Raw genomic sequence first — 13,166 nt, forward strand, 5'->3', positions numbered from 1 at the left:
ACCAAAGGGAAAAACACCCCGCAGGCGCCGGTGGCCCGGTCGCGGGGTGGACCGCCTACCTTGCCGCTTCGGTGCAGAACTGCTGCCGGTACTGCATTGCCTTGGGCATCAGCGCCTGCAGGTTCTGGATGCGGGTGCCGGGGTTGGGATGCGTCGACGAGAACTCCGGCGGCGATTGGCCACCGCTGTTGGCGCTCATGCGCTCCCACAGCGGCACCGCTTCCTCGGGATTGAAGCAGGCTGCGGCGGCCAGCATCAGGCCCACTTCGTCGGCCTGGGTTTCATGCGAGCGCGCATACGGCAGCAGATAGCCGTAGCCCATGGCCGACATCATCATCTGCTGTTGCTGCGCGTCCAGGCCGCCCGCCGCGCCGGCCATCTGCCCGATCTGGGTCAGCTTCTGCTGGGCCATGCGCTGCGCACCATGGCGCAGCAGCGCATGGGCGATTTCGTGACCCATCACGACCGCCACCGCGTCGGCATTCTGCGCCACCGGGATCAGCCCGGTGTACACCGCCATCTTGCCGCCGGGCAGGCAGAACGCATTGGCCTCGTCGGACTGGATGACGTTGACCTCCCAGTCGAAATCACGGGCGAAATGCTGCGGCTCCAGGCCATGCTCGCGGGCCAGCGCGGTCTCGACCACGTCCACCTTGGCGATCAGGCGGCGCGCGATTTCCCGCACCTGCTGGGAGATCTGCGAATCGGGGGCCACCGGCCGCTCCTGGGACAGGATCTCCTGGTAGGCCTGCAGGCCCATGGCCTTCTCTTCCTCGGCGTTGAGCGAGCTGTCGATCAGCACCTTCTCGCCGGTGTAGGGATCAACCGAACGGTTGCCGAAGTAATAACAGCCGCCATAGATGGCGAAACCCAGCAGGATCACCCAGCGCAGGTTGCCGAACAGCCCACCGCCACGACGGCCCTGGCCGCCCGCGCTCTGATTGCCGAAGGGATCTTGTCGCATGGTGGGGTTCCGTCTGGTCCGGGGTGGCCGGAGCCGATGTTAGCGCGCCGGCGTGCATGGGCAAGGTCAAATCCCGCGCACCAGGCGGAAGCCGATCCGCGCCGAGGTCACGTCGGAGTCCTGCGACTGCCGCCACGCCGCCCGGGTCTGCTCCGGCGCGTTGGCCCAGTTGCCGCCGCGGATCACCCGCTGCCGGCAGCCGGGGTTGTACCAGGCCGCGCCGTCGGCCGGGGCCCGCCGATAGCTGGCATGCCAGCAGTCGGCCACCCACTCGCTGAGGTTGCCGGCCATGTCGTGCAGCCCCCAGGCGTTGGCGTTGTACATGCCAACCGGCGCCGTGCCCCAGAAGCCGTCGCCGTACCCGATGAAGGCATTGTTCCAGTGCCGCCCACTGGGCGAGACGTCCAGGCTGCCGGTGAAGTTGCCAGTGTTCGGCGGCGGGATTGCCGCCTTCCCCCACGGATAGCGCCCCTGGTTGCCGGCACGCAGGGCGTACTCGAATTCCGACTCGCTGGGCAGGCGGTAGTAGCGGCCGGTCTGCTCGCTCAGCCATGCCGCGTAGGCCTCGGCATCGCGCACGCTGACATGCATGACCGGGCTGTTCGGCGCGGCCCTGACGCCGTTGTAATCCGATTGCCAATCCACGCCACTGCGGCGGATGAAGTTGCCGCTGCGCTCGTCGTAGACCACCGAATGGCCACGCCGGGTCGCACGCGGGCGCGCATGGGTGGCCTCGACGAAGCGACGGAAATCGGCCACGGTCACTTCGGTGATCGACATGGCGAAGCCCCGCTCGAAGCGCACCTCATGCTGCGGCCGCTCGGCATCACGGCCACCGATCTCCTCCTGGGTCGCGCCCATCAGGAAGGTGCCATGCGGGACCACCACCATCTGCGGCCCGCGCCCGCCATCCTGCAGGGCATCGCTGAACACCTGCCGCGGGCGGAAGCTGCCGTAGTGGGTGACCAGCTCGATGCGCGCGCGCAACAGTTCCACGGTGGCATCGCCGGGCAAGGCGATGCGTTCGGCCTGGGCCAGCTTGTCGCGGGCGTCCTTCAGGCCTTTGGAGGAGGTGAGGTCACGCAGGCCGGCATTGCGCAGGGCATCCAGCTGGGCGGTGCGGATGGCTTCGATGCGGGCCCGCGCATCGATCAGGGTCGGGCCCTCCCCGCGCACGGTGCCAGCCTTGCCCAGCCAGCGCTGGGCGGCGGCGAAATCCGAATCCAGCGCCGCCGCCCGCTCGGCACGGCGGATCAGCCCGCTCTCCACGGCCGCCAGCCCCTGCCGGGCGCGGCTGTTGTCCGGATCGGCGGCCAGCACTTCACGGAACGCCGCCTGCGCGCCCCCACCGTCCTCACCGAACTGCCCCTGGCGCAGCGCCTGTTCCCCGGCCCGGTTCAACGCCAGCAGGCGTCGGGCGGTGGCGATACGTTCCTGCAAGGCCTGCTCGGCCTTGCCTTCCGGTGCCAGGGCCACCGCCACGCTGACCAGCATCGCCGCCTCGGCCAGGGCCAGGCGCTGTCCCTCGGTCTGCGCCATGCGTGCGTTGGCCAGTGCCCGCAGGCGCTGCCGGGCCTTGTCCAGCCCACGCTGCGCGGCACGGTCACCCGGCTTCTGGGCCAGGATGGCCAGGTACAGGGGAATCGCATCGCCGGCCTCACGGAACAGCCGGTCCTCCGCCAGAGCCTTGTCGGCGTCCTTGCGGGCCTGGGCCAATTGTTCCGGCGCCAGCACGACATCGGGCGCCTGCCAGCGCGGCAACACAGTGTCCTCCACCTGCGGCACCGGGTCCGGCGTGGCGGCCTCGGCATCCCGCTGGCGGGCCGCCGCACGGGCCTCCAGGCGTTCGACCACGCGCCCGGCCAGCGACTTGCCCTGCCCGTCGGCGGGCGTCGCCGGTGCAGCCGGGGGTGGATCGCCACAGCCGCTCACTGCCAGCGGCAGCAGCAACACCAGGGTCCAGATGTGGCCAAAACTACGCAAAGCGCCTCCAATAGCCTGCCTGCCCCGTCGGGGCCGGCCCGACGTTAGGCTATTCTCGCCTCCCTGAGCAAACCCTGCAGTTAGACGGAACCCACGTGGCTTATTGGATCAAACACCCATCGGAACTGGACGAGCGCTACCAGCGCCGCCCGACCCGGATTGGACTGGACACCGAGTTCATCCGCGAGCGCACCTATTGGCCGCAACTGGCCCTGGTACAGATGGCGGTCGGTGACGAAGTACTGCTGATCGACCCGCTGGTCCCCGGCATGTGCGAAGCACTCAAACCGTGGCTGACCGATACCTCGATCACCAAGATCATGCACAGCGCCAGCGAAGACCTGGTGGCCTTCAAGTGTGCCTGCGACGCCCTGCCGCGCCCGTTGTTCGACACCCAGATCGGTGCCGCGCTGACGGGCATTGGTGGCGGCATGGGCTACCAGAAGCTGGTGGCCGAGATCACCGGTACCACCCTGCCCAAGGGCGAGACGCGCTCGGACTGGCTCAAGCGCCCGCTCAGCGACGCCCAGCTGGAGTACGCCGCCGACGACGTGGAATACCTGTTCGCCCTGCACGACACCATCAGCGAGCGCCTGCAGGCCAAGGGCCGCATGCAGTGGCTGCTGGATGATGGGGAACGCCTGCTGGCCAGCGTCGAGCGCGACGAAGGCGAGCACTGGCCGCACCTGTCGATGCGCTCCTCGCAGTTCCTAGAGGCCGATGCGCAACGGCGCTTGCTGCGCTTGCTGCGCTGGCGCGACCAGCAGGCACGCCACAGCGACAAGCCGCGCAGCTGGATCCTGGACAACGAGCTGGCCAACCTGCTCGCGCGCACGCCGCCGGCCGACTACGACGCCATGCTCAAGCTGTTCGGCCGCTTTCCCAAGGCACCGCGCAAGCTCGCACAGCCGCTGTGGCAGGCACTGAGCACCCCGCTGGCCGACGAGGCCGAGGCACCGCTCGCCCTGCCCGCCACCGACGGCAACAAGTCCGCGCTGAAGAAGCTGCAGGATGCAGTGAGCAAGCGCACCGCCGAGCTGGAGCTGCCCGAAGGCTTCCTCGCCTCGCGCAAGCATCTGGAAGCCCTGCTGGAGAGCGGCCACTGGCCCAGCGCATTGGCCGGCTGGCGACAGCAGGAACTGGAAGCCCCGCTGCGCGCCCTGTTGCCCGGCAACTGAGCGCGCCGCACGCCACCTGCGATAAGCCCGCCGCAAGGCGGGCTTTTTCTTGCATGCTGCGTGCACGCCGCGCGATGCGCAGGAAGTGATCGGAGAACATGGGCGCCATGTACCCGTGACGCTCCAGGCACGACGCTTGCGGGCGCTCCGTGGGCGCGCAACGCATGCTGGCAACGCCAGCGCTCGCTCACGTTGGAACGTGGTGCAGAAACGGGGCAGATTCCAGGAACAAAAAAAGGGCTCGCATTGCTGCGAGCCCTTGAAATTCTTGGTGGCCGAGGACGGAATCGAACCGCCGACACGGGGATTTTCAATCCCCTGCTCTACCAACTGAGCTACTCGGCCACTTTGTTCTCGTTGGCGTTGCCGCCGGCGAGGACGCGAATATTACGCATGTGTTTCGGATTCGGCAAGCGCTTTTCACAAAAATTTTCACATCCGCTGAAATCGCCGCGAAATGACCGATCCGGCAAGGTCCGCACGCTTCCTGCAGCCGTCCCAAGACACCCGCATCGCCTCCATGCACGGCCCAAACGAAAAGAGCCGCATCTTCCGATGCGGCCCTTCGTCGAATCATTGGTGGAGCGGAGGAGGATCGAACTCCCGACCTTCGCATTGCGAACGCGACGCTCTCCCAGCTGAGCTACCGCCCCACGCGGTGCAACGATTCTAGCGCGCTGAAAGCGGATTCGCCAAGGGGATAGCGTGGCTTGTCAAGTGGACGGGCACCTCCACCGTGCTGGCGGTCAGTGGGTCGGCAGCAACGGACGCAGCAGCGGTTCGAGCTGCTGCTGGCGCCAGCCGGCCAGTGCGCTCGGCCAGGTGCCGCTTTCCAGCAGGGATTCCAGATGCTTGCGCGAGGCAAGCAGGCCATCGGGCAGGCCGAGCTCCGCGGTGAGTTGCTCAGGCGGCGCTTGCCGCCCCTTCGGCTCCAATACGGACGATCCGCATCCAGCCTCCGATCCTGGCCGTGTCCTACCTTGCCGGTAAGCCAACTTACGAAAGCCGGTTCAATGCGTGTCCAGCTGACCAAGCGCCAGGTCGAGACCTATCAGCCCCGGGAGCGCCCCTATGAGATCCGGGACGCCCAGGTGCGGGGCCTGATCCTGCGCGTGCAGCCATCAGGCCACAAAGCGTGGATCGTCTCGTGGGCGCATGGGAAGCGGCGCACCATCGGGCCGACGACTGCGATCCCGCTTGATCTGGCCCGTGCCCAAGCTACCCACGCCATCGCTGAGTACCTGCAATCGGGTCTGCCACGAATCGGACAGAGCAAATCTCACGCCCCTACCCTGCAAGACTTCATCGATCAGCGATATCGGGCTTGGGCGACACTGGAACTCAAACGAGGCCACATGTACGCCAACCGGCTGGAGCAGGTCTTCGCCGAACATCTGGGCGCCCCGCTGATCGGCTTCGACGCGGCTTGGGCCGACCAGTGGCTGCAACAGCGCTTGACGACCCCCACCGGCAAGACCCGGTCTCCGCCCACTCGTTCGACTGCGGCACGCGATCTGGCGTGCTTGCGGGCGGCACTGTCCAAAGCTGTCAGCTGGAGCCTGATCTCCCGCAACCCGCTATTGGGGATGCGCATCAAAGGCGGGAGCAGGCGCGGATCCTGCGGGAGGCGGGTGGTCCGGAGGCCAAGTCGAAGCTGAGAAGAGCCAAGGAGCGCCGGGATGCCAAGAAGGCGGCAAAAGCAGCGAAGGCTTCCGGAGGGGAAACACCGCAACGGCACGCCGAGATATGGGATGCCCCGGCCCTTCGGTTCAAGGTCCCACGTTCTAGAACCCTCGCTACGGACACCCAGAACCACTCAGATAACGGCTGCTGCTTGCGCCTGGGACGCTCGCAGCGCGCTTCTGATGAACTCCTGACAGCATGTGACAAGCACATGCACGCGGAGTATCCCGGCATTTACCGGATCTGCGTGATTGTTCGCCCAAGTATGAAGTTATCCTGCCGGAACACGCGATGCATGCACTTTGCTGCTGCTGACACCATCAAGGCTCCGGCATGTGGCCGCAGTCGCGGTTCACCGATGATCCGCCTTGCACGCAGATCCGACCACCGATGGCGGCGTAACCCTTTCGCTGTATCGGCAACTATTGGGCGCAACGCAGACTTAAGTCGCGAAAGCATCATGCGTGGGCTGCCCGGGCGCTTCCGAGATGTGGCAATCGATGCATACAATCCATGACACGGAACGAATCCGCGACGTAGCCAGCCTTAGAATCAAACCCGGCAGCCGGCAACAAGTCCGCTTTTGCCCATGCAACCCCCAATCCAATCGCATGCTGGGCTGCTGAAACACGCAACATGTGGGCGGCGGCTTGGCCGATGCCTGCGGTGGCATGGATCTGGAGCCAGGTATGAAGTGCTGACATGGGTTTGGGTTTGTACCTGCGGTGAAATCCCCCGCTCCCACAATCCACCGGCACAAGCCCAAAGCCCCTCAACCTGAAATCCAGACAACACGGCGCTCCCGTATCAAGCAGCCCGCACCGCAAATGTCGTCAGCAACGTACCGCATCACACCATGCACCCCACGAAAATTATGGTTACACTCCATTCATGTCCAAGGATGCGGCGTCAAATGGTGGTAGGGACCTCCGTAATCGAAGTTTGGCCGCAGCCATCTCTGTGGCGCTGCATGTTGCCGCTGCTGCATGGATATGGTGCCTTGACGATCAAGCAGGCTGGGGGAAATCAGAGACGCAAGGGCACTCCGGAGGCGATGGTATGTCGGCGAGCTTCATTGCGGCGAATGAGTTTCGTCAGCGCATCGAAACCAAGCTACCCCATGCCAGTTCTGAAGTAGTCGGGACATCCGAAGAAGCACTGGAAAGTGCACCAAGCGTATCTGCCGACCCTATTTTTGATTTACCCGATTGGGCGGAGCCCGTGGATCCCACCGCTTATCCAGCGTCAGATGCAACGGTTGCGGAAGAAAGCGAAACGGCTCCGACCAAACCTATGGAATTAGGCTTGAATCAAGGAGGAGATAATGTTGGCGGCAATAGTGACGACGGGCTACAGGCTGCATACTTGGCCGATCTACGTGCAGCGATTCTCCTGCATTGGAATCACCATGATGCAGAGCTTCCATACCACCCAACCATCAGTCAATCTACGGGCGGCGCGGTAAAAGGTGCGACCACTGGGGCTTGTTCACTTCCCCCCAAGATCGACGCGCACTGGAAACAACCGCATTGATGGTACAACCCCTTCCGTACTTGGGGTTCGAATCCGTATACGCGGACACAATTACCATCGATTTTTGACGCTTCCAGCCACCTGATGTCCCGCTGCGACCTTGAGTGTCGATCTGAATCACTCCGTAAAGCAACCCGGAGTCCAGTCGCGAGAAGTCGCAGCGCCCAAGAAACCAAACTACTGTTTCAAATTGAAATCGAGGATGAACCATGATGGATGGAGTGAAGGGTATACATTCAGCAGCCGACCGTTCATTACTATCACTGACAACGTCTACACTCCTGTATCTAGCCAGCGCAACAATAGCTTTCGGACAAGTCACACCCGAACAGGAGTACAAGCGATATCTGGCCGCCGCACAAACAATCACCCCCCTATCTTCATTTGGCGAACGAATCAGCCTGCGCAACGGGGCACTTTCATTCCGTCAAGTTGATCTCGAACTACCCGGCACCGGGCCGACAATTCGTATTACACGTACCTTTAGCGTCGGCGGTAGCACCTACAACTATGTAGATTCGTCCGGCAACCGAATGGGTGAATGGGAATTATCGCTGCCGCGCCTCAAAACGCTCACAAGTGCCAAAACTTTTTCCGTCGCTGCCAGCAGCCCTCGAGGCTGGCAGGTCGGCAGCGCGAGCAATTCCCGCTGCACTCAGATTGGCAGCCCAGGCCCGGTCATCCCACTCAAAGCCATGCCCATCGAATCGGAAACCTGGTGGGCCGGTTATCAATTTGTTGATGATCAGGGGGAAGAAGAGAACGTCCTTCTCACTGGAAGCAGCACCGAGCCGTCGGCCCCAAAACACGTAGCCCGGACAAAGAGCAACTGGCTAATCAGTTGCCTTCCAGCGACATCCAACGGTGAGCCCGGGGAAGCATTTCAAGCAATTTCACCAGATGGAACACGCTACTGGCTTGATTACCTTGTCTATAAAGACGCACCCGGCATTGGCCCCTCGGGGCCGGGAGGAATGAGCAGACAATATGGAAGCATGCTCGTAACCCGCGTCGAAGATCGCCATGGGAACTGGCTCACTTACAATTACACATCGGGCATCCTCACTTCGATCACCGCCAGCGACGGACGTGTTGTAACACTGAGCAACAACGGAAAAAACATAACCTCTGTAAGAGCAAACCCGGACACGGCTAACCGACTGTGGAACTACAACTACACCAATGCTTCGCTAACCTCAATCTCTCTACCCGATGGCAGCAACTGGCAATTCTCTCTGAATGATTTACCGGACTCTCGCATAGGAGGCACCACCGAAATTGCAGGAAATTGCAGCATAGGGCACACCCTATTAACAGGGCTATCTGGCGATGCGAAATCCGGAAGCATCACTTCGCCCTCTGGAGCAACCGCGACATTTACAGTGAGAGCTCTGCACATCGGCAGGTCCAATATTCCAAAGTTCTGCTGGAGCTATGACCTCGGAAGTGCTGAATATTACGCCGACATCCCCAAAGATAGCTGGGCATATGCCATCGTCGCCAAATCCGTGTCGGGCCCTGGCCTGCCACCAAGCACATGGAGTTACCAGTATTCAAACGGAAATTCCAGCTGGGATACAGAATGCACCAACGGCTGCATTTCCACCGTATGGACAGACCAGACTGATCCCGATGGCCTACGCACTCGGACAACATATAGCAATCGCTATGGTGTGGACGAGAACCTACTTTTGCGCGAAGAAATTTTCGCCCCTAGGACGGGGGCATTAACTCGGACCACCGAGTACACATACGCAATCGCCCCAGTAGTTGAAACGAACAGCCCATACCCGTGGCGCTCCATCGGCTTGGACTCGACGCCCAGAAGCAACAGATACGTCAGCGAGCGATGGACACCTCAACTGTCGTCAACCATGTATCAGGATGGCACCGTCTTCAAAAGGGTCGTCAACCAATATGATGCGCGCGCGCGCGCTTTGTCGGTCACCAATACCAGCACTGTGACACCTTAAAGGGAAACGGCATGGACAAACAGAATCTCCTTTGCCGGGTACTCCCCCTGGCGTTCGCTTCCCTCATAGTTTCGCCACTGGCTGCAAGCGCACAGGTATTTGCCCGCACTGAGGCCGTCACGTACCACGACGACACTACAAAATGGGTTTTAGGCCAGATTTCCAGCACAACCACCAACGGCATCACGACCGAGCAGACCTCCTTTGATCCCATCACCGCCCAACCAACTCAGTCTTGGTCATTCGGCAAGCTCAAGCAGACCCTGACCTACAATGCTGACGGCACAGTGGCTACGGTCAAGGACGGCAACAACAACATCACCACGCTGTCCAACTGGAAGCGCGGCATCCCGCAATCGATCACCTATGCCGATGGCAAGACTCGGTCCGCCGTGGTCAATGACAATGGCTGGATCACCCGGGTCACCGACGAGAACGGCTACGCCACCAACTACACGTATGACGCCATGGGGCGCATGGCGAGCATCGCCTATCCCACTGGAGACACGGTTGCGTGGAACTCCACCACTCAGGCTTTCGTCCAGGTAAACACGGCCGAATACGGGATTCCGGCGGGACACTGGCGCCAGACGGTGACAACCGGCAATGGCGTCAAGATCAGCTATTTCGATGCCCTGTGGCGGCCGTTGTTAGTTCGCGAGTATGACTCGGGCAACGTGACTGCCACGCAGCGCTTTACGGGCTACGAGTACGACCATGAGGGACGGGTCGTGTTCACCTCGTATCCTTCGGCAGCGAGCAACCCGGATAAGGGGATCTGGACAACGTACGATGTTCTAGGGCGCACAAAGTCGGTGTCGCAGGATTCGGAGTTGGGGTTGCTGGCGACAACCACGGGTTACCTGAGCGACGCGACAGGTCCCTACACTTTGGTCACGCAACCGGGCGGACAGCAGACGCGGACCTGGTACCAGATGTTTGACCAGCCCAGCTACGATGCGCCGGTGAAGATCACGCACCCAGAGGGGGCGGTGACCACGATTGCTCGGGATGTATTTGGCAAGCCCACGAGTATCGTGCGCGGAAATAGTGGCGGTACGGTGCAGGCCACGCGCACCTATACGTACAACGCCAATCAAGAATTGTGCCGGGTGGTTGAGCCGGAAACCGGCGCCACCTTGATGGGCTATGACGCCGGAGGCAATCTCACATGGTCAGGTAGCGGATTCGGCGCTACGTCCGCCTGCCACGCCACCGGCCAGACTGCGGCCATTCTGGCGCGAACCGCAGCTCGCACTTATGACGTGCGCAACCGAATCAAGACGCTAATGTTTCCGGATGGTCGGGGAAACCAAACCTGGACCTACACCGCCGATGGTCTGCCCAACACGGTGTCTGCCGACAATGATGGTGCCAACCTAGTTACCACACAGTACACCTACAACCGTCGGCGGATGCTGACGGAGGAGCGCATGTTGTGGAACCAGATCAGTTGGCCCATTAACTACACCTATAACGGCAATGGCCATCTGAGTGTCGAGAAGTATCCCAATGGGCAGAGTGTCGCGTTTGCACCCAATGCACTCGGACAGCCCACCCAGGCGGGCACGTTTGCCACCGGGGTGAGCTACCACCCCAATGGGGCCATCAAACAGTTCACCTATGGCAATGGCATCGTCCACACGATGACGCAGAACGCCCGGCAACTACCGATTCGCAGCATTGACTGTGTAGTGGTTGGCTGCACGGCGGCCGCCGACAAACGGCTGGATCTGGCCTACGGGTTTGACAAGAACGCCAATGTCAGTCAGATCACCGACAACATTGCAGGTCGTCAGAATCGCAGCATGGTGTACGACGGGCTGGACCGAGTGACGTCGACGACCTCGGCGATGTTCGGCACAGCCACCTATGCCTATGACGTTCTGGACAACCTGATACGGGTCAACGTTGCTGGAGGTAGTGCAGCCCGCAATCACTTTTACTGCTACGACACCAAGTGGCAGCTGACCAACGTCAAGACCGGCAGTTGTAGCGGCGCCAGCGTGATTGGCCTGGGCTATGACGTACAGGGCAATCTCAACAACAAGAACGGCAAGGTCTTTGACTTCGACTTCGGCAACCGCCTGCGCGGCGTCAATGGCATCGCCAGCTATGTCTACGATGCAGCGGGGCGTCGGGTTCGAGACTACACCACGGCTAGCAAGTACAGTCTTTATGCCCAAGACGGGCGATTGATGTACAGCACCGACGGCCGGCTGGGTGTCAGCACCCAGTATGTCTATCTGGGTGGCAGTCTGGTCGCATTCCGTGAGGCGGTAGGTACGGTCATCACACCGAAGTACCAGCACACCGATGTGCTGGGCAGCCCGATCACGGTGACCGGCGCGGACAAGGCGGTGCTGGAGCGAAACGAGTACGAGCCCTATGGGCAGGTGGTAAACGCAACGGCGAAGGATGGGCCTGGCTTCACAGGTCACGTACTGGATGCAGCGACCGGCATGAACTACATGCAGCAGCGCTACTACGATCCGCAGATCGGACGATTCCTGTCGGTGGATCCGGTAACGGCTTACAGCAATCCGATTGGGGCATTTAATCGGTACTGGTATGCCAACAATAATCCGTATCGATTTACGGATCCGGATGGACGGGCGGTAGTTTACAAAAATGGGAGAGGAGTCGATGACGAAATGTCTAAGCTACACATTGCATCGGTCGTCATGTCACATCTAGCTCATGCAGAACTACGTCAACTGGAAAACTCTTCACTAGAATACAAAGCAGTGTTAGCTACTGACATTGAGCCATCATACGACCCAAATACAAGGACGCTTTATCTGAACCCACGGAGAGGAATTGAGATACCGTCTACGGGCGAAATCCAATCCCCCGCCGTTAACAGCGCTCACGAAATAGGACATGCCGCTCAACACGATCGCGTAGGAGATAAGGCTTTCAGAAAATCCAAGCTCGACATTCAAAAAAATGGCGTTGATCGCGAGGAGAATCGCGCCAGCAAATTCGAGCGCGATGTTGGCAAGGAACTCGGCGAGCCCACTAGGCAGTATTATCGGGACTATGGCAAAGGAGTATATTGCAGTGGCAATGAAAGCTCGAGCTGCTAAATTCAATCACACCAACAACTCCAGAATAATAAAAAGCCTTTTGCTACTATTGGCAATGAGTACAGGCGCTTGCTCATCGAGAGATAACAATATATCGAATTCCATAATGATTCTGAACTCGCTATCATGTCCGCCACCAACATTTGACCCACCAAGAGTCGAAATTGATGATGTACTGAAACAGCCTGCCAAGTATGACGAAACTTATATAACCGTTTCAGGAAAATATAATTTCGGATTTGAAATTAGCGCAATTTATCCAGCCACAATAGCAACACCAAAACCAGAAGACGGCCTATGGCTTCACGGGGTTTCGCCCTCACCAAAATCGAGTACCGCCAGCCACGACGTTATTGTCACTGGCAAGTACAGAACATTATTGCAGGGGCACCTTGCAAAATGGCCAGGAGGCATTTGTGTCTCCAGCGTTAAGGAAAATAGAAGGTGAGACATCTGCGCTCTTGCAGACCGCCAGGAATTCTCTGCCCATCGGCTCCCGGCGTACCACCGGCTTCCCTTTGTCCGCCAAGTGGCCAACCTACTAATCCGCAAGGGTTCCCAGTCACTCCCCGGACGCACTGGTAGTGGGACGCTCTGAGGTTCAAACGATCAACGAAGCCAGCCGCTGTCAATGAAGCGGGTCCTCGTCCTCATTCGCATTGATCCCGCATTGAAGAAGCCAGCGTAAGTGTCGGCGGCTCGATCGCCCTCCCCGACCGCCTTACGTAAAACGCCCGCTGATGAGCGGGCGTTTGTCTAATCA

At 60.7% G+C, this 13,166-nt stretch carries 8 protein-coding genes, 2 tRNA genes and 1 pseudogene; 6 read left to right on the top strand and 5 right to left on the bottom strand.

The window, feature by feature from the left end; all coding sequences use genetic code 11:
- Positions 1 to 55: 55 nt before the first annotated feature.
- Together IB227_RS01930 and IB227_RS01935 are read right to left on the bottom strand one after the other, a co-directional pair.
- Positions 56 to 964 carry a M48 family metallopeptidase gene (locus IB227_RS01930; protein ID WP_192286098.1) on the bottom strand — a complete coding sequence of 303 codons (909 nt, stop codon included), beginning with the start codon at positions 962 to 964 and terminating at the stop codon, positions 56 to 58.
- 66 nt (positions 965 to 1,030) lie between these two features.
- Positions 1,031 to 2,740, bottom strand: coding sequence for an SUMF1/EgtB/PvdO family nonheme iron enzyme (locus IB227_RS01935; protein ID WP_318639535.1), 1,710 nt, complete (start codon positions 2,738 to 2,740; stop codon positions 1,031 to 1,033).
- Between the two features lie 302 nt (positions 2,741 to 3,042).
- Between IB227_RS01935 and rnd the strand changes: the two genes are divergently transcribed.
- Positions 3,043 to 4,125: a ribonuclease D gene (rnd, locus tag IB227_RS01940; protein ID WP_192286100.1), complete on the top strand. Its 1,083-nt coding sequence runs from the start codon at positions 3,043 to 3,045 to the stop codon at positions 4,123 to 4,125.
- Between the two features lie 269 nt (positions 4,126 to 4,394).
- Here rnd and IB227_RS01945 read toward each other — a convergent pair.
- From IB227_RS01945 to IB227_RS01955, 3 genes and pseudogenes are all read right to left on the bottom strand, one after another.
- Positions 4,395 to 4,470, bottom strand: a tRNA-Phe gene (locus IB227_RS01945).
- 232 nt (positions 4,471 to 4,702) lie between these two features.
- A tRNA-Ala gene (locus tag IB227_RS01950) sits at positions 4,703 to 4,778 on the bottom strand.
- Positions 4,779 to 4,871: 93 nt separating this feature from the next.
- Positions 4,872 to 5,027 (bottom strand): annotated as a pseudogene (locus tag IB227_RS01955) (ribonuclease D); the annotation flags it as partial.
- Positions 5,028 to 5,138: 111 nt separating this feature from the next.
- Here IB227_RS01955 and IB227_RS01960 point away from each other — a divergent pair.
- The 5 genes from IB227_RS01960 to IB227_RS01980 all read left to right on the top strand — a co-directional run bounded on the left by IB227_RS01960 (position 5,139) and on the right by IB227_RS01980 (position 12,851).
- Entirely contained in the window at positions 5,139 to 5,783 is a 645-nt protein-coding gene (locus IB227_RS01960; RefSeq protein WP_192286101.1) for an Arm DNA-binding domain-containing protein, read from the top strand.
- A gap of 916 nt (positions 5,784 to 6,699) precedes the next feature.
- Positions 6,700 to 7,341 carry a hypothetical protein gene (locus tag IB227_RS01965; RefSeq protein ID WP_192286102.1) on the top strand — a complete coding sequence of 214 codons (642 nt, stop codon included), beginning with the start codon at positions 6,700 to 6,702 and terminating at the stop codon, positions 7,339 to 7,341.
- A gap of 209 nt (positions 7,342 to 7,550) precedes the next feature.
- Positions 7,551 to 9,314: a hypothetical protein gene (locus IB227_RS01970; protein ID WP_192286103.1), complete on the top strand. Its 1,764-nt coding sequence runs from the start codon at positions 7,551 to 7,553 to the stop codon at positions 9,312 to 9,314.
- 11 nt (positions 9,315 to 9,325) lie between these two features.
- Positions 9,326 to 12,403: an RHS repeat-associated core domain-containing protein gene (locus IB227_RS01975; RefSeq protein WP_192286104.1), complete on the top strand. Its 3,078-nt coding sequence runs from the start codon at positions 9,326 to 9,328 to the stop codon at positions 12,401 to 12,403.
- Positions 12,378 to 12,851 (top strand): hypothetical protein, encoded by a 474-nt coding sequence (locus IB227_RS01980; protein WP_192286105.1) that lies wholly within the window; start codon positions 12,378 to 12,380, stop codon positions 12,849 to 12,851. The genes IB227_RS01975 and IB227_RS01980 overlap by 26 nt, the downstream gene beginning before the upstream one ends.
- Positions 12,852 to 13,166: the final 315 nt, after the last annotated feature.

It is taken from the genome of Stenotrophomonas sp. STM01 (assembly GCF_014852135.1).
Classification (GTDB): domain Bacteria; phylum Pseudomonadota; class Gammaproteobacteria; order Xanthomonadales; family Xanthomonadaceae; genus Stenotrophomonas; species Stenotrophomonas capsici.

Coding starts and splice junctions, on each gene's coding strand:
- IB227_RS01965 (WP_192286102.1), top strand. CDS start 6,700: ATGTCCAAGGATGCGGCGTCAAATGGTGGTAGGGACCTCCGTAATCGA.
- IB227_RS01960 (WP_192286101.1), top strand. CDS start 5,139: ATGCGTGTCCAGCTGACCAAGCGCCAGGTCGAGACCTATCAGCCCCGG.
- IB227_RS01975 (WP_192286104.1), top strand. CDS start 9,326: ATGGACAAACAGAATCTCCTTTGCCGGGTACTCCCCCTGGCGTTCGCT.
- IB227_RS01970 (WP_192286103.1), top strand. CDS start 7,551: ATGATGGATGGAGTGAAGGGTATACATTCAGCAGCCGACCGTTCATTA.
- IB227_RS01930 (WP_192286098.1), bottom strand. CDS start 964: ATGCGACAAGATCCCTTCGGCAATCAGAGCGCGGGCGGCCAGGGCCGT.